The organism is Pseudomonas sp. Marseille-Q0931 (assembly GCF_940789645.1).
GTDB lineage: Bacteria > Pseudomonadota > Gammaproteobacteria > Pseudomonadales > Pseudomonadaceae > Aquipseudomonas.
In genome coordinates this window covers 169869-186976 of the sequence record NZ_CALNWT010000009.1, presented here as the reverse complement: position 1 = coordinate 186976, position 17108 = coordinate 169869, and the positions used below count along the sequence as shown (strand labels likewise).

Annotated in this window: 14 protein-coding genes; 6 read left to right on the top strand and 8 right to left on the bottom strand. The window is 65.4% G+C overall.

The annotated features are described in order from the left end of the window. Nucleotides 1-59 precede the first annotated feature (59 nt). Nucleotides 60-1403: a DEAD/DEAH box helicase gene (locus tag P3C50_RS15810; RefSeq protein WP_275546742.1), complete on the top strand. Its 1344-nt coding sequence runs from the start codon at nt 60-62 to the stop codon at nt 1401-1403. Between the two features lie 281 nt (nt 1404-1684). Here the strand turns inward: P3C50_RS15810 and P3C50_RS15805 are convergent, their stop codons facing one another. The 4 genes from P3C50_RS15805 to P3C50_RS15790 form a co-directional block, all read right to left on the bottom strand. Continuing rightward, nucleotides 1685-2047, bottom strand: coding sequence for a VOC family protein (locus P3C50_RS15805; protein WP_275546741.1), 363 nt, complete (start codon nt 2045-2047; stop codon nt 1685-1687). Between the two features lie 82 nt (nt 2048-2129). Beyond that, nucleotides 2130-2561, bottom strand: coding sequence for a PAS domain-containing protein (locus P3C50_RS15800; RefSeq protein WP_275546740.1), 432 nt, complete (start codon nt 2559-2561; stop codon nt 2130-2132). A gap of 4 nt (nt 2562-2565) precedes the next feature. Beyond that, entirely contained in the window at nt 2566-3567 is a 1002-nt protein-coding gene (locus P3C50_RS15795; protein WP_275546739.1) for a response regulator, read from the bottom strand. 227 nt (nt 3568-3794) lie between these two features. Then, nucleotides 3795-5042, bottom strand: a complete 1248-nt coding sequence (locus tag P3C50_RS15790; protein ID WP_275546738.1) for a TIGR03862 family flavoprotein — start codon at nt 5040-5042, stop codon at nt 3795-3797. Nucleotides 5043-5156: 114 nt separating this feature from the next. On the opposite strand from P3C50_RS15790, the gene P3C50_RS15785 reads away from it, so the two are divergent. Next, complete coding sequence (locus tag P3C50_RS15785) at nt 5157-6290, top strand: aminotransferase class V-fold PLP-dependent enzyme (protein WP_275546737.1); 1134 nt, start codon at nt 5157-5159, stop codon at nt 6288-6290. Nucleotides 6291-6387: 97 nt separating this feature from the next. Here the strand turns inward: P3C50_RS15785 and P3C50_RS15780 are convergent, their stop codons facing one another. Next, the gene (locus P3C50_RS15780) at nt 6388-7308 is read right to left on the bottom strand and encodes a histone deacetylase (protein ID WP_275546736.1); all 921 of its coding nucleotides are present in this window, start codon (nt 7306-7308) and stop codon (nt 6388-6390) included. A gap of 58 nt (nt 7309-7366) precedes the next feature. Between P3C50_RS15780 and P3C50_RS15775 the strand changes: the two genes are divergently transcribed. From P3C50_RS15775 to P3C50_RS15760, 4 genes are read left to right on the top strand one after another with little or no spacing between them, the layout of a single operon-like run. Then, on the top strand, nt 7367-7927 hold the full coding sequence (locus tag P3C50_RS15775; protein WP_275546735.1) for a GNAT family N-acetyltransferase: 561 nt from the start codon (nt 7367-7369) through the stop codon (nt 7925-7927). Then, the gene (locus P3C50_RS15770) at nt 7924-9519 is read left to right on the top strand and encodes a SagB/ThcOx family dehydrogenase (RefSeq protein ID WP_275546734.1); all 1596 of its coding nucleotides are present in this window, start codon (nt 7924-7926) and stop codon (nt 9517-9519) included. Before P3C50_RS15775 ends, P3C50_RS15770 begins: the two co-directional genes overlap by 4 nt. Before the next feature lie 6 nt (nt 9520-9525). Further along, nucleotides 9526-10395, top strand: a complete 870-nt coding sequence (gene tesB, locus P3C50_RS15765) for an acyl-CoA thioesterase II (RefSeq protein WP_275546733.1) — start codon at nt 9526-9528, stop codon at nt 10393-10395. Then, complete coding sequence (locus P3C50_RS15760) at nt 10392-10985, top strand: HAD family hydrolase (RefSeq protein ID WP_275546732.1); 594 nt, start codon at nt 10392-10394, stop codon at nt 10983-10985. The genes tesB and P3C50_RS15760 overlap by 4 nt, the downstream gene beginning before the upstream one ends. A 382-nt stretch (nt 10986-11367) precedes the next feature. On the opposite strand, the gene adeC is transcribed toward P3C50_RS15760, so the two are convergent. Genes adeC through P3C50_RS15745 form a run of 3 tightly spaced genes read right to left on the bottom strand, consistent with a single transcriptional unit; the run spans nt 11368 to nt 17104 of the window. Further along, nucleotides 11368-12801, bottom strand: coding sequence for an AdeC/AdeK/OprM family multidrug efflux complex outer membrane factor (gene adeC / locus P3C50_RS15755; RefSeq protein ID WP_275546731.1), 1434 nt, complete (start codon nt 12799-12801; stop codon nt 11368-11370). Continuing rightward, a complete protein-coding gene (locus P3C50_RS15750) occupies nt 12798-15941 on the bottom strand; it encodes an efflux RND transporter permease subunit (protein WP_275546730.1) in 3144 nt (1047 codons plus the stop codon). The genes adeC and P3C50_RS15750 overlap by 4 nt, the downstream gene beginning before the upstream one ends. Nucleotides 15942-15955: 14 nt before the next feature. Then, nucleotides 15956-17104 carry an efflux RND transporter periplasmic adaptor subunit gene (locus tag P3C50_RS15745; RefSeq protein WP_275546729.1) on the bottom strand — a complete coding sequence of 383 codons (1149 nt, stop codon included), beginning with the start codon at nt 17102-17104 and terminating at the stop codon, nt 15956-15958. Nucleotides 17105-17108: the final 4 nt, after the last annotated feature.

Sequence of the window (17108 nt, the reverse complement as noted above, 5' to 3'; positions counted from 1 at the left end):
TCCTACGGGTGGGGACAGGTTAAACTGCGCGCCTGTTTCCTTTCCGATTCGGTTGCCCCATGACCTTCGCCTCCCTCGGTTTGATCGAGCCGCTGCTGCGCACTCTCGCTGACCTCGACTACCAGACCCCGACCCCGGTGCAGAGCCAGGCCATACCCGCCGTGCTCAAGGGTCGTGACCTGATGGCGGCGGCGCAGACCGGCACCGGCAAGACCGCGGGTTTCGCCCTGCCGCTGCTGCAGCGTCTGACTTTGGAAGGCCCGCAGGTGGTCAGCAACTCGGTGCGTGCGCTGGTGCTGACGCCGACCCGTGAACTCGCCGAGCAGGTGCTGCAGAGCTTCCAGGCCTACGGCCAGAACCTGCCGCTGACCAGCTATGCGGTGTACGGCGGGGTCAGCATCAACCCGCAGATGATGAAGCTGCGCAAGGGCGTCGACGTGTTGGTGGCCACGCCGGGCCGTTTGCTCGACCTGTACCGGCAGAACGCGGTGAAGTTTTCCCAGCTGCAGACCCTGATACTCGACGAAGCCGATCGCATGCTCGACCTCGGTTTCGCCCGCGAGCTGGACGAGCTGTTCAGCGCGCTGCCAAAAAAGCGCCAGACCCTGCTGTTTTCCGCCACCTTCTCCGATGCCATCCGGCAGATGGCCGGCGAACTGCTACGCGACCCGCTGTCAGTGGAAGTCAGCCCGCGTAACGCTGCCGCCAAGAGCGTCAGGCAGTGGCTGATCCCGGTGGACAAGAAGCGCAAGAGCGAGCTGTTCCTGCATCTGCTGCAGCAAAAGCGCTGGGGCCAGGTGCTGGTGTTCGCCAAGACGCGCAAGGGCGTCGACCAGTTGGAACAGGAACTGCTGGCCATGGGCGTGGCCGCCGACTCGATCCATGGCGACAAGCCGCAGCCGAGCCGCCTGCGCGCGCTGGAGCGCTTCAAGGCCGGCGAGGTGCAGATCCTGGTGGCCACCGACGTGGCCGCGCGTGGCCTGGATATCGACGACCTGCCGCTGGTGGTCAACCTCGACCTGCCGATCAACGCCGAAGACTACGTGCACCGCATCGGCCGTACCGGACGCGCCGGCAGCACGGGCGAGGCGATCTCCCTGGTCTGCGCTGACGAAGTGGATCAACTGGCAGCGATCGAGAACCTGACCCAGCAGTTGATCAAGCGTGTCGACGAGCCGGACTTCATCCCCGATCACCGCGTACCGCTGACGGCGGTCGGTGGCCAGGTGTTGAAGAAACCCAAAAAGCCCAAGCAGAAGGTGATCCCCGGCGCGGGCAAGGCGGGCGGCAAGGGCAATATTCACCTCGGCCGCTGGTTCGAGGAAGAGGACGCCAAGCCCAAGGTCAAGGCAGTACGCAAGGTGCCGAGCTTCGGCAGCAAGCCCAAGGGCGGCAAGAAGTAGTCATCGGAAAAGCTCGCGGCTAAAGCCCCTCCCACAGGCGTAATGTCGCTCTTACAGGAAACGGTCGAACACCACCAGTCCCCTCGCCCTCTGTAAGAGGGTTAGGGAGAGGGGGAAATTGGCAGTTTTGCGGTGTTTTCAGCCCTCTTCCCAACTGCTCTCCACCAGGCGTGCCCCTAATAAATGGGAGAGCGGAGCCAAGCTCATAAAGCTCTAAGTGAATAGCTTCATTCTCACAGGCGCAGCTTGTTCCATGTGGGAGGGGCTTTAGCCGCGACGAGTCAGCTGTTCTGGCCGATGCGCCAGAGCACGCCGCTGGGGTCGAACACCATGAACTCGCGTATGCCCCAGGGCTGATCCTGCGGCGGGATCAGCCGCGTACCGAAACGCTCGTCCAGGCGTGCTTGCTGAATCTGCTGCCACCAGGCATCGACTTCCTCCACCAGCAGGTGCATGACGAAGTTCTCTGCCTGCTCCTTGACGTAGAAGTTCTGCAGCAGGAAGGCGCAATGCTCGCCGTGGCTGAAGTAGGCCATCTGATCGTCCGACCAGCCGCGCCTGAAACCCATGGCTTGGTAGAAATCCATGCTCAGGGTGAAGTCCCGTGCCGGGACAAAAGTTTTCAGTTCGACGCTGCGCAGCATGGATGATCCTTTCGAGGCTGTTAGGCAAGTGGCGCGGGCATTCGCGGGCAAGCCCGCTCCCACAGGATGGAGTTCGCTGAGCTTACTGCGTGCCGCCATTCTGCACGGCGGCAGCGGTCATGTCGTAGATCACCATGCACACATGCTCCACCGGCTGGCCAGCCAGCGGCAGCAGGGTAACGTTCTGGTACATGAAGTCGGCCTGGCCGGTGATCGGCTGGTAACTCTTGAAACGCATCAGGTAGGGGCGCTGCTGCCACAGGCTGAAGGCGCGGGTGCCGAGTTGCACGACGCATTCCACCTTGCGCTCCAGCCAGGAGCGGTCGATGTCGGGGAACAGTTCGAACAGCGAGCGCCCCTGCACCTGATCCGGCCCCAGTCCGGAATGGTTTTCCATAAAGGCATTCCACACCTCGACGCGGTACTGGCGGTCGAGCACCACCACGCCCACATCGATGCATTGCACGATGTCGAGCAGCCAGTGAACTTCCTTGATATCGATCTGCGCGGGCATGGCTTCACTCCATCAGGTAGCCGATCTTGGCGGTCAGGCGCTTGATCGAGTCTTCGGTGAACAACAGCAGCAGGTCGAAATGAATGGCGTGGCCTTCCAGGCTGTAGCTGATCTCCACGGCCAGGGTCTTGCGCCAGCGCTGACGATTGATCTGGATGAGCTGGTCGAGGCTGGCGTGCTGGCCGAGCAGTTGCGGGTGGCCCTGGGAGAAGCGCAGGTCGAGCTGCTCGGCGATGCCGGCCAGGCAGGCGCCGGTGATGATGCTGGCCAGGTCCAGCAGCATTTCCGAGGTTTCGGCCTCGTTCTTCGGCTGCCAGCCGAGCAGGCGCGCCATGTCGTCCACTTCTGAATCGTGGAACAGCAGCAGCGCCTCGCCAGCGATGGCCTCGCCGATGAAACCCTGGCAGATGGCACTGAAGCGCTCGCCGCGTTGGGCGTCGAGCAGGGTCATATGCAGTTCGCTGACCTCGAAGATGTTTACCTGCGGCACCGGCAGCTGCACGAACACCCCGAGCACCTTGGCCAGCAGCGCGGCGGCGCGGCCCATGGCGACGTTGCTCACTTCGCGCAGGGCATCACGAAAACTGACCTTGAGCTCCGACAATGCCGCTGCCTGGGCCTGCGCACCCGGTGTGGCCTGAGGGTCGAACAGTTTCAGCCCGATCAGCGTCTGGCGCAGGATTTCCGGATCGGCGGGTTTCTTGATAAACGCCAGCGCGCCCAGCTCGCGTACGCGACGCACAGCTTCTTCCTGCACATCGCCGGATACCACGATGACCTGGCTCTTGAGCCCTTCATCGCGCAGCGCCGCGAGGGTTTGGTAGCCGTCGAGCACCGGCATGGTCAGGTCGAGCAGCATGACCTGGCCAAGGCCTTGGCGGATCAGGGCCAGCGCCTCCTCGCCGTTGCTCGCCTGACTGAGGGAAACCGGCCATTCAGCCGGCAAGGCGCGGATCAATTGCTTGCGCGCCATATTGGAGTCGTCGCAGACCAGCAGCGGGATCACGGCGGGGGATTACCTGTGTGGGGAAACGCTGAAATTCAGCATAGACGCAGCCCGTGTGGCGTCACAGTGGTTTCAGCGGTTTTTCAGGCGTAGGGCGGGTGAAACCCGCCAGGTCATAGTGGCGGGTTCCAACCCGCCCTACGGGCTGTGTGGCGTCACGGTATTTTCAGTCGTAACCCGGATGCAATCCGGGACATTGCGCCGATAGCCCCCGGATTGCATCCGGGCTACGAGTGTGCGGTGACCTGCAACCACTCCAACAAGCCCTGTGCCGCCACCCGTCCGCTGGCGAAGCAGGCGGTGAGCAGGTAGCCACCGGTGGGCGCTTCCCAGTCGAGCATTTCGCCGGCGCAGAACACGCCGGGCAGCGACTTGAGCATCAGACCGTCATCCAGCGCCGCAAAGGGCACGCCGCCGGCGCTGCTGATGGCCTCGTCCAGCGGGCGGGTGCGCAGCAGGGTGATGGGCAGCGCCTTGATCCATGGAGCAAGCGCGGCCGGAACAGCGAAGGCCTCGGCCGGGGCCAGCTCGCGCAGCAGGGCGGCCTTCACGCCATCGAGGCCGGCCTGGCGGTGCAGGTGCTTGGCCATCGAGTGCTTGCCGCGCGGCCTGGCCAGTGCCTGCTGCAGTCTGGCCAGCGGCATCTGTGGCAGCAGGTCGAGGTGGATCAGCGCCTGGCCATCGGCCTCGATGACGCGGCGTATATCTGCGGAAAAGGCGTACACGAGGCTGCCTTCGATGCCGCCTGCAGTCAGCACGAACTCACCGACGCGAGCGGCTTGGTCGGGCATGCTGAGGGCGACGTTCTTCAGCGGCGCACCGGCGAATTTCTCGCGCAGATATTCGCTCCAGCCAGCCACCTCGAAGCCGCAGTTGCTCGGTTTCAGCGCTGCCACCTCGATGCCGCGCGCCTGCAGCAGCGGTACCCAGGCCCCGTCGGAACCCAGGCGCGCCCAGCTGCCGCCGCCCAGGGCCAGCACGCATGCGTCGGCGGCCAGTGCGCGCTCACCGTCCGCGCTGGCAATCCGCAGGCTGCCGTCCTGGTTCCAGCCCAGCCAGCGGCTGCGGGTATGGATGGTCACGCCCAGCTCGCGCAGGCGGCGCAGCCAGGCGCGCAGCAACGGCGCGGCCTTCATGTCGCTGGGGAATACGCGACCGGAGGTGCCGATGAAGGTGTCGATGCCCAGGCCATGAATCCAGGCGCGCAGGGCATCGGCATCGAACTCGCGTAGCAGCGCCGCGACTTCGGCCTGGCGCTCGCCGTAGCGGCCGATGAAGGCATCCTTGGGCTCGGAATGGGTGATGTTCATGCCGCCGACACCGGCCAGCAGGAACTTGCGCCCCACCGAGGGCATGGCGTCGAACAGCTCCACGCGCACGCCACCCTGCGCCAGCACTTCTGCAGCCATCAGCCCGGCAGGGCCGCCGCCGATGATGGCGACGTGATGAGTGATGGTTTGAGGGGCTGTGGTCATGGCGGCGGAACGGTCTGAGAAAGACTGCGCATTCTACCCGAGTGCCTTGTGGCCTTGTCATTTGCTCGGGGTTGGGGCAGGTTCTGTTCGAACCTTTTTTGGCTGGAGCCTGCCATGTCCCGAATCTGCCCCGACATCGATCCCGATGGCCTGATCGAATATTCGGTGGTCTACACCGACCGCTCGCTGAACCATATGTCGCAGTCGTTCCAGGGCGTGATGCGCGATATTTCCGCCACCCTGAAACAGGTCTACAACGCCCACGCCGTGGCGGTGGTACCGGGCAGCGGCACCTATGGCATGGAAGCGGTGGCGCGGCAGTTGGCGACCGAGCAGAAGTGCCTGGTGATCCGCAACGGCTGGTTCAGCTACCGCTGGACGCAGATCTTCGACATGGGCCGGATTCCTTCCGAAGCGCGCGTGCTCAAGGCACGCCAGGTGGCCGACGGCCCTCAGGCCGCCTTCGCCCCGGCGCCGCTGGACGAGGTGCTGGCCACCATCGCCGAGCAGAAGCCGCAGGTGGTGTTCGCCCCGCATGTGGAAACCTCCTCGGGCATGATCCTGCCGGACGACTACCTGCGCGCGGTGAGCGATGCGGTGCACGCCGTCGGCGGCCTGTTCGTGCTCGATTGCATCGCCTCCGGCACCCTCTGGGTGGACATGCAGGCCTGTGGCATCGACGTGCTGATCAGCGCCCCGCAGAAGGGCTGGAGCGCCTCGCCATGCTGCTCCCTGGTGATGCTCAGCGAAGCGGCCCAGGCACGCGTCGAAGCGACCCAGAGCAGCAGCTTCGCCTGCGACCTGAAGAAGTGGCTGCAGATCATGCAGGCCTACGAGCAGGGCGGCCACGCCTACCACGCCACCATGCCCAGCGATGCCCTGGCGCGTTTCCGCGACGCCATGCTGGAGGCCAAGGCCATCGGTTTTGCCAAGGTGCGCCAGCAACAGCAGGAACTCGGTGACCGGGTGCGTGCGCTGCTGGCGGCGCGCGGCTTCAGGAGCGTTGCCGCCAAGGGCTTCGAGGCGCCTGGCGTCGTGGTCTGCTACACCGACGATGCGCAAATCAAGACTGGTGCCAAGTTCGCTGCCGTCGGCCTGCAGATCGCTGCCGGCGTGCCGCTGCAGTGCGACGAACCGGCGGACTTTCAGACCTTCCGCCTCGGCCTGTTCGGGCTGGACAAGCTGGGCAATATCGAACGCACGGTGAAGACGCTGGAGCAGGCGTTGGACAAGGTGCAGGCCGGCTGATCAGCGCTCTGTCGTAGGGCGGGTGAATTGGCGGGTTTCACCCGCCCTACACGTTGAGCAGGCCCGTAGGGCGGGTGCAACCCGCCATCGCAGGTGCTTAGCTCAAACCTCGAGCCGCCCACACCTTTGCCGCGCTGTGATGCAGGATACCGTGGCGGCGGGCGAGGGCGGCGTGATCCTTCGAATAGCCGCCGCCGATTACCCCGAGTGCTGGGATATCGCGGCCCAGGCAGTGCTGCAGCACGGCTTCGTCGCGGGCGGCCAGGCCGGCGTCGGTGAGCTGCAGATAACCCAGGGCATCGTCCTTGTGCACGTCGACGCCGGCGTCGTAGAGCACCAGGTCCGGCTGGTAGAGCGGCAGCAGGTAATTTAGCGTGTCGTCCACCACCTTCAGGTAATCGGCGTCGCCCATGCCGCGCGGCAGGGGAATGTCCCAGTCGCTTTCGGCCTTGCGCGCCGGGAAGTTCTGCTCGCAGTGCAGCGACACGGTAACGGCGTCCGGTTCGTCTTCCAGCAGCCGTGCGGTGCCGTCGCCCTGGTGCACGTCGCAGTCGAAGATCAGCACGCGATGCACGCGGCCGGCTTCCAGCAGGTAGCGGGCGATCACCGCCAGGTCGTTGAAGATGCAGAAACCCGAGGGAAAATCGTAGTGCGCATGGTGCGTGCCGCCGGCCAGGTGGCAGGCCAGACCGTGGCGCAGGGCCAGTTCGGCAGTCAGCAGCGAGCCGCCCACGGCGCGCACGGTGCGACGCGCCAGCGCTTCGCTCCAGGGCAGGCCGAGGCGGCGCTGGTCCTCGTATGACAGCTCGCCCGCCATGTAGCGGGCGATGTAATCAGGGCAGTGAACCAGGGCGAGAATCTCCGCCGGGCACAGCTCCGGGCGTTGCAGCTCGGCATCCGTGGTCAGGCCGCTATCGACCAGGTGATCGCGCAGCAGGCGGAACTTCTCCATGGGGAAGCGATGCCCGGCCGGGAAGGGCGGGCTGTAATCCTCGTGGTAGACCAGCGGTAGCGGCATACAATGACGACTCAAGCGAATTGACGGCTTATGGTCGCAGCCAATCGAGACAACTGCCATGCCCCTGATCGAAACCTCCACCGAACGGCTGCTGCTGCGCGCCTGGCGCGATACTGATCTGCCGGCGCTGGCCGCGCTGAATGCCGATGCCGAGGTGATGCGCCATTTCCCCGCGCCACTGAACGCCGAACAGACTTCACACCTGCTGGCGCGCTTGCGTGCGCATCATGAGCAACACGGTTTCACCTTCTGGGCATTGGAGCGGCGCGACAATGGCGAGCTGATCGGTTTCACCGGCCTGGCGCAGGTCGGCTTCGAGGCGCCTTTCGTGCCGGCCGTGGAGATCGGCTGGCGACTGGCGCGGGCGCACTGGCGCCAGGGTTATGCCAGCGAAGCGGCGCGCGCCGCGCTGGCTGTGGCCTTCGAGCAGCTTGGGCTGGACGAAGTGGTGAGCTTTACCGTGCCGGCCAACCTGCCGTCGCAGGCGGTGATGCGCAGCATCGGCATGCAGCGTGACCCGGCCGGCGATTTTCTCCACCCGCGACTGCCGGACGGTCATCCGCTGCAACTGCATGTGCTCCACCGCATTCGTCGCGAGCAGTGGGAGGCCGGACGATGAAGGATGTGCTCGCCTATCACCAGCTCAGCAAGCACGCGCCGGAACGCTTCGCGCCGGGGCCGGGGCAGCTGGATTGGGCGACCCAGCCGGCGCCGTTTCGTCGCTATGCGGGGGCGCGGCTGATCGAGCTGTACCACCGCCCGCTGGAAGAGGGGCCGGGCTACGACACGGCCTTTGCCGGGCCGCAGACACCGCCTGCGCCGCTGAATCGCGCCAGCGTCTCGCAACTGCTGTACGACAGCCTGGCCATTTCCGCCTGGAAGGAAGCCGGCGGCAATCGCTGGGCGCTGCGGGTCAACCCGTCATCCGGCAACCTGCACCCGACCGAGGCCTATCTGCTGTTGCCGCCGGGTACCGTGGATGAGGTCGCTTTGCTGGCCCACTATGCCGCGGATGTGCACGGGCTGGAGGTACGCAGCGAACTGCCCGCGCCGCTTGGCCGGCAGCTGGTGAGCAGCCTGCCGCCCGGTGGTTTTCTCCTGGGGCTGAGCAGCATCGCCTGGCGCGAGGCCTGGAAGTACGGCGAGCGCGCCTACCGTTACTGCCAGCACGACCTCGGGCATGCCCTGACGGCGCTGGCCATCGCCGCCAGCGTGCAGGGTTGGCAGGTGCGCATGCTGCACGGCGTGGCCGAGGCTCGTCTGGACGGCCTGCTGGGGCTGGACGGAGACGACTTTCATGAGGCCGAACACGGCGATTGCCTGCTATGGATCGGCCCGGCGCAAGCGATGGAATTCGCGCTACCCGAAACCCTGCTGAACGGGTTGGCGCAGCTCGAGCGGGTTGGGGCGCCCAATCGTCTGTCGCGCGAGTATCGCCACTGGCCGGAGCTGCAGCGGGTGCATGGGCTGTGCCGCGCGCCGGCACGGCCTCGCGTCGACTGGAACCTGGATGCGGCCAACGCACGGGCCGACAACCCCGGCCTGCCACTGCGGCCAATCCTGCATCGCAGACGCAGTGCGCAGGCCATGGATGGCCGCAGCGGCATCCAGGCCGAACTGCTGCTGGCCTGGCTGCGCCGGTTGATGCCGCAGCAGTCGCCGGTGCCCTTCGCCGTGAACGGAGAGCCGAACGAGATCGACCTGCTGCTGTTCGTCCACCGCGTGCAGGGCCTGCAATCTGGCCTGTACTGGCTGGATCGCACGGGCAGCGGCGTGCAGCCACTGCGCGCGGATTACCTGTGGCAGCGGGTGGATGACGAGCTGCCGCTGTACCGCCTGCTCGAAGGCGACGCCCGTGGTCTGGCGGGCTTTCTCAGTTGCGGCCAGGACATCGCCGCCGATGGCTGCGTGGCCTTGGCCATGCTGGCGCGGGTCGAACGCGCTGTGGCGGATGGCGCCTGGCGCTATCCCAGGCTCTACTGGGAGTGTGGCCAGATCGGTCAGTTGCTCTATCTGGAAGCCGAAGCGGCAGGGCTTTCCGGTACGGGCATCGGTTGCTACTTCGACGACGCCTTGCGCGAGTTGCTCGGCGATGCCGACAGCGGGCTGCAAAGTCTTTACCATTTCACCCTTGGCCGCGCCGTGTGGGACGAACGCCTGACGTCGCTGCCGGCCTACCCGCAATTGCGTATACCCCGTGCAAGGAGATGACACCCCATGACTCAGGTTCTCGATGATCTGGTGGCGCTGCTCAGTCTGGAGCAGATCGAGGAAAACCTGTTCCGTGGCCGCAGCCAGGATCTCGGTTTTCGCCAGCTGTTCGGCGGCCAGGTGCTTGGCCAATGCATTTCCGCCGCCAGCCAGACCGTCGAGGAGGCGCGTCACGTGCACTCCATGCACGGCTACTTCCTGCGCCCTGGCGATGCCAGCCTGCCGGTGGTCTATCAGGTCGAGCGCACACGCGATGGCGGCAGCTTCAGCACCCGCCGCGTGGTGGCGGTACAGAAGGGCAAGCCGATCTTCTTCTGCAGTGCCTCGTTCCAGTACGACGAGGACGGTTTCCATCACCAGAGCGAGATGCCGGATGTGCCAGGCCCCGAGGACCTGAAGTCGGAAACCGATCTGGCGCGCATGGTCGCACCGATGATTCCCGAGCGCATGCGCGAGCGTGCGATCAGCGACAAGCCCATCGAGATCCGCCCGGTCACCCTGATCAACCCGTTCGCCCCGCAGCCTTGCGAGCCGGTCAAGTACGTGTGGTTCCGCGCCGCCGGCGATCTGCCGGACGACCCGCAACTGCACAAGTACCTCCTGGCCTACGCCAGCGACTTCAACCTGCTGACCACCTCGATGCAGCCGCACGGCGTGTCGGTGTTCCAGAAGTTCATGCAGGTGGCCAGCCTCGACCATTCGCTGTGGTTCCACCGCAACCTGCGTATGGACGACTGGCTGCTGTACGCCATGGACAGCCCCTGGGCCGGCAATGCCCGCGGCTTCTCCCGCGCCAGCATTTACAACCGTCAGGGCGAACTGGTCGCGTCGGTTGCCCAGGAAGGCCTGACCCGCGTGCGTGAGGATTGGAAGTGAAGACACTGCGCGACGCACGCCACTGGGTGTTCGACATGGACGGCACCCTGACTCTGGCGGTGCATGACTTTCCAGCGATCAAACGGGCGCTGGGCATTCCCGAAGAGGATGACATTCTTCACCACCTGGCGGCGCTGCCGGCAGAGGAAGCCGCGCAGAAGTATGCCTGGCTGCTGGAGCACGAGCGCGAACTGGCCGTGGCCTCGCGCCCGGCGCCGGGCGCCATCGAGCTGGTGCGCGCGCTGTGCGAGCGTGGTTGCCAGCTCGGCATTCTCACGCGCAACGCCCACTCCCTGGCGTTGCTGACGCTGCAGGCCATCGGCCTGGATGACTGCTTCGCCACGGCCGATATCCTTGGCCGCGACGAGGCGCCGCCCAAACCGCATCCGGGCGGGCTGCTGCACCTGGCCGAGCGCTGGGCGGTCAAGCCGCAGGAGCTGGTGATGGTCGGCGACTACCGCTTCGACCTTGAATGCGCCCAGGCTGCGGGTGCGCGCGGCGTACTGGTCAACCTGCCGGACAACCCCTGGCCGGAGCTGACCGAGCTGCATGCGCAGGATTGCGCCCAGCTGCTGGCCGCGTTGGGCTGAGGGGCGGCACGGCACTACAGGATTGCGGCATTTTCAGCTGATCAAGCAGCAGCGGATGGCGCTTGTGAGTCAAAGAACTATCGCGGACAAGTCCGCTCCCACAGCTGTTCAGTGCTCGCAGCGGGTACGCCTATCCTGGTGGGAGCGGACTCGTCCGCGAAGCCTGGTGTTCTGAATGACGACTCGATACAGCGGCATCGTCCTGAAAACCTCGACTGACAGGCATTAGCCGCAGGCCCGTCCTCATACCGACACTCAGCGCTCGCGGCCCCGGATTTCATCCGGGCTACGAAACGTCAGAACTCGCACAAAAAAACGCCCCCGCAAAGCTTGCGGGGGCGGCGCGTTGGATAAGGTCGTCCTTGAAGCGGGGTACGCGCGATCAACCTTGTGGGGCGTTGCTGCCGGTATCGCTCCAGCCACCACCCAGCGCCTTGTACAGTTCCACTTCGCTGCTGAGCTGGGCCAGGCGGTCGGTGATCAGCTGCTGGCGCACGCTGAACAGTTGGCGCTGGGCATCGAGTAGGGTCAGGTAGCTGTCCACACCGGTGCGGTAGCGGCGCTCGGCCAGGTCGTAGTAAGTCTCGGTGGTCTCCAGCAGGGCACGTTGGGCGTCCAGTTGCTGGCGATAGGTGGTGCGCGCGGCGAGGCGGTCGGCGACTTCCTGGAAGGCCACCTGGATGGCTTTCTCGTACTCGGCGACGCGGATATCGCTTTGCAGTTCGGCATAGTCGAGGTTGGCGCGCAGGCGGCCGGCGTTGAAGATCGGCAGGCTGATCTGTGGCTGGAACAGCCAGGTGCCCGAGCCGCTGTCGAACAGGCCGGACAGCTGGCTGCTGGCAGTGCCGGCATTGGCGGTCAGGCTGATGCTGGGGAAGAACGCCGCGCGCGCCGCGCCGATATTGGCATTGGCCGCCTTGAGCTGATACTCGGCCTGCAGCAGGTCGGGGCGACGCTGCAGCAGGTCGCCGGGCAGGCCGGCCGGAACCTGTTCCAGCAGGTCGGCGTTGAGCGCCAGGCTCTGCGGCAGGTCGGCCGGCAGGCCGGTGCCGAGCAGTTGGGTCAGGGCGTTGCGGTCCTGGGCGACCAGGCGCTGGTACTGCGCCAGGCTGACGCGGGCGCTGTCCACCGAGCTGCGCGCCTGGCTCAGGGCCAGGGCGTCGGCGACGCCGACGTCGAAGCTGCGCTGGGTCAGCTGGTAGCTTTCCTCGAAGGTCTTCAGGGTGTCCTGAGTCAGCTCAAGCAGCGCCAGGTCCGCCTGCCATTGCAGGTAGGCATTGGCGACGCTGGCCACCAGGCTGATCTGCGTGCTGCGCTGCGCCTGTTCGGTAGCCAGGTACTGCTGCAGGGCCTGCTCGCTGAGGCTGCGCAGGCGACCGAAGAAGTCCAGCTCCCAGGCATTGACGCCCAGGGTGGCGCTGTACTGGCCGCCAGTGCGGGCTTCGCCGGTCTGGCTCAGGTCTGCCGGCAGGCGCTGGCGGGTGCCGGCGCCGTCAGCGGAAACCGAGGGCAGCAGGTCGGCGCGCTGGATGCGATACAACGCGCGGTAGGCTTCGACGTTCAGCGCGGCGACGCGCAGGTCGCGGTTATTCTCCAGCGCCACCTGCAGCAGTTGCTGCAGCGCCGGGTCACGGAAGAACTCGCGCCATTGCAGGTCGGCGGCGGCGCGGCTGCCCTCGCTGGCGGCGCTGCCATAGGCCTCGCCCTGCGGCCAGTCGGCGGCCACCGGGGCGTCCGGGCGCTCATAGTCGGGGATCAGGCTGCAGCCGCTGAGCAGAGCGGCGGCCACGGCCAGGGACAACAGGGACTGCGTCATTGCAGTACCTCCTTCTCGTTTTCACGGGTCGGCTCGGGGCGCTTCTTCTCGAACAGCGAGCAGACCACTACGTAGAACAGCGGGATCCAGAAGATCGCCAGAACCATCGCGCTGAGCATGCCGCCGATCACCCCGGTGCCGATGGCGTGCTTGCTGCCGGCGCCGGCACCACTGGCGATGGCCAGTGGCAGACAGCCGAGGATAAAGGCCAGCGAGGTCATGATGATCGGGCGCAAGCGCATGCGGCAGGCTTCGATGGCCGCTTCGGCGAAGGTCATGCCCTGTTCGTACTGGGCTTTGGCGAACTCGACGATGAGAATCGCGTTACGCGCCGACAGGCCGATGGTGGTGAGCAGGCCAACCTTGAAGAACACGTCGTTGGACAGCCCACGCAGCTCGGTGAACATCAAGGCGCCGATGATCCCCAGTGGCACCACCAGCATCACCGAGAACGGGATCGACCAGCTCTCGTACAGTGCTGCCAGGCACAGGAACACCACGATGGCGGAGATCACGAACAGTGCAGTGGTCTGCGAGCCTGCCAGGCGCTCCTCGTAGGACAATCCGGTCCAGGAGTAGCCGACGCCCTGTGGCAGCTGCGAGGCGATTTCCTCGACAGCGGCCATGGCATCACCGGTACTGTAGCCAGGCGCCGGAGCACCGAGGATTTCCACCGCCGACACGCCGTTGTAGCGCGCCAGCTTCGGTGCGCCATAGGTCCATTCGCCACTGGCGAAGGCACTGAACGGCACCATGCGGCCCTGGTCGTTGCGCACGTACCATTTGTTCAGGTCTTCCGGGCTCATGCGTGCTTCGGACGTGCCTTGCAGGTAGACCTTCTTCACTCGACCACGGTCGATGAAGTCGTTGACGTAACTGGCGCCCCAGGCAATCGACAGGGTGCTGTTGATGTCCGACAGCGACAGGCCGAGGGCGCGGGCGCGCTCGTCATCGATCAGCAACTGGTACTGCGCCTCGTCGCGCAGGCCGTTGGCACGCACGCTGTCGAGCACCGGGTGCTGGTTGGCCAGTTGCAGGAACTTGTCGCGTGCCTCGTTCATCACCTCGTGGCCAACACCCGCCTGATCCTGCAGGAAGAAGTTGAAGCCGGTGGCGTTACCCATCTCCATGACCGCCGGCGGGGCGAAGGCGAACACCATCGCATCGCGGAAGCTGAAGAAGTGCATCTGCGCACGTTGCGCCAGCGCGGCTACGCCATTCTCGGCGCCGGGACGTTCACCCCAGGGCTTGAGCATGATGAAGGCCATACCGGAGCTCTGGCCGCGGCCGGCGAAGTTGAAGCCGGTGACGGTGAACACCGATTTGACCGTGCTCGCTTCGTCTTCCAGCAGGTACTGGCGCATTTCATCGACCACCACCTGGGTACGCTCGGCACTGGAGCCCGATGGCGTCTGCACCTGGGCGAACAGCACGCCCTGGTCTTCCTCGGGGAGGAAGGCGGTGGGGATGCGGGTGAACATCCACGCCATGATGATGACGATCACCAGATACAGCAGCAGGTAGGGTGTCTTGCGCTTGAGCATGCCGGCGACGCCGCGCTGATAGGCGTTGCTGCCGCGGTCGAAGGTGCGGTTGAACCAGCCGAAGAAGCCGCGTTTGGCCTCGTGGTGGTCGCTGTCGATGGGTTTGAGCAGGGTGGCGCACAAGGCAGGGGTGAAGATCAGCGCCACCAGCACCGACAGGGCCATGGCCGAGACGATGGTGATGGAGAATTGCCGGTAGATGACCCCGGTGGAGCCGCCGAAGAAGGCCATCGGCAGGAACACCGCCGACAGCACCAGGCCGATACCCACCAGCGCGCCCTGAATCTGCCCCATGGATTTCTTGGTCGCTTCCTTGGGTGACAGGCCTTCCTCGCGCATCACCCGCTCGACGTTCTCCACCACGACGATGGCGTCGTCCACCAGCAGGCCGATGGCCAGGACCATGGCGAACATGGTCAGGGTATTGATGGAGAAACCGAACGCGGCAAGTATGCCGAAGGTCCCGAGTAGTACCACCGGCACCGCCATGGTCGGGATGATTGTGGCGCGCAGGTTCTGCAGGAACAGGAACATCACCAGGAACACCAGCACGATGGCCTCGAACAGGGTCTGTACGACCCCTTCGATGGAAGCCGAGATCACCGGTGTGGTGTCGTAGGGGAAGACCACTTCCATGCCGGCCGGGAAGAACGGCTCGAGATTGGCGATGGTTTCACGCACTGCCTTGGCCGTGTCCAGGGCGTTGGCACCGGTGGCCAGGCGAATCGCCAGACCGGAGGCCGGCAGGCCATTGAACTGCGCGTTGATGGCGTAGTTCTCGCCGCCCAGCTCGACCTTGGCGACATCACCCAGGCGCACCTGGGAGCCATCGGCCTGCACCTTGAGCAGAATCTTGCGGAACTCTTCCGGGGTCTGCAGGCGGGTCTTGCCGATGATGGTGGCGTTGAGCTGATTGCCCGGCGACGCCGGCAGCCCGCCGAACTGGCCGGAGGAAATCTGCACGTTCTGCGCCTGGATGGCGCTGCGCACGTCAACCGGGGTCAGCTGGAAGCTGTTGAGCTTGGCCGGGTCGAGCCAGATGCGCATGGCGTACTGCGCGCCGAACACCTGGAAATCACCGACGCCCTTGGTCCGCGAAATCGGGTCCTGCAGGTTGGAGACGATGTAGTCCGACAGGTCTTCACGGGTCATGCTGCCGTCTTTCGACACCACGCCGATGATCATGAGGAAGTTGCTCACCGACTTGGTCACACGGATGCCCTGTTGCTGGACTTCCTGCGGTAGCAACGGTGTCGCCAGTTGCAGCTTGTTCTGCACCTGAACCTGGGCGATATCCGGGTTCACCCCCTGTTCGAAGGTAACGATGATCTCCATGCTGCCGTCGGAGTTGCTGGCCGAGCTGACATAGCGCAGGCCGTCGATACCGTTGAGCTGCTGCTCGATCACCTGCACCACGGTGTCCTGCACCGTCTGCGCGGAGGCGCCCGGGTAGCTGACCTGGATGGAAACGGCGGGCGGCGCGATGCTTGGATACTGGTTGATCGGCAGCTTGAGGATGGACAGGCCACCCGCCAGCATGATCACCAAGGCGATCACCCAGGCGAAGATCGGCCGGTCGATAAAGAATCTGGACATTCAGTACTTCTCCGTTAGTCCTGGCCGCTGGCTTGTTCGGCGTCTTGGGCAGGCTGTTCGGTCTTGACGGTGCCGGCCGGCACGGCCTTGACCTCGGCGCCAGGCTGCACGAACTGTAGGCCTTCGGTGATCAGACGGTCGCCTTCGTTCAGACCTTCCTCCACCAGCCAGGCACTGCCGGCGGTGCGATCGGCCTTGAGCACGCGCAGTTCAACCTTGTTGTCTGCACCCACCACCATCGCCGTCGGCTCGCCGCGCTGGTTGCGGGTCACGCCCTGCTGGGGGGCGAGAATGGCGTTCTGCTTGACCCCGGAGAGCAGCTCGGCATGCACGAACATGCCCGGCAACAGCAGATGATCGGGGTTGGGGAACACCGCGCGCAGGGTGACCGAGCCGGTGCTTTCGTCCACTGCGACTTCGGAGAACTCCAGCGTGCCTTCATGGGCGTAGCGGCTGCCGTCTTCCAGCTTCAGCGCGACCTTGGCGGCGCTGTCGCTGGCCTTCTGCAGGCGGCCCTCGGCCAGGTCACGGCGCAGGCGCAGCAGCTCCTTGCTCGACTGGGTGACATCGACGTAGATCGGATCGAGCTGCTGGATGGTGGCCATGGCATTGGCCTGGCCGTTGCTGACCAGCGCACCTTCGGTCACTGCGGAGCGGCCGATGCGACCGCTGATCGGCGCCATCACCTTGGTGTAGCGCAGGTCGATGCGCGCCTGTTCCAGTGCGGCATCGGCCTGCAGACCGGCAGCGCGGGCTTCGTCATAGGCCTGTTGGCTGACGGCCTTGTCGGCGACCAGCAGCTTGTAGCGATCAGCCAGGGACTTGGCGGAAAGCTGCGTGGCCTGCGCGCTCTTGAACGTGGCTTGGTAGGTGGCCGGGTCGATCTGGTACAGCTGCTGACCTGCCTTGACCTCGCTGCCCTCGGTGAACAGGCGCTTCTGAATGATGCCGTTGACCTGTGGGCGCACCTCGGCGATGCGATAAGCGCTGGTGCGCCCCGGTACTTCGCTGGTCAGTGCAAAGGGTTTGGCTTCGAGCGTGACCACCCCGACTTGCGGCGTTTGCTGGGTCTGTGGGGCGCTGGATTCCTGGCAGCCGGTGAGACTGAGCATTGCCACGGCGATGGCGGAAACCAAGACAGCGAAGGCTGGCTTCGAGTGCATCTGA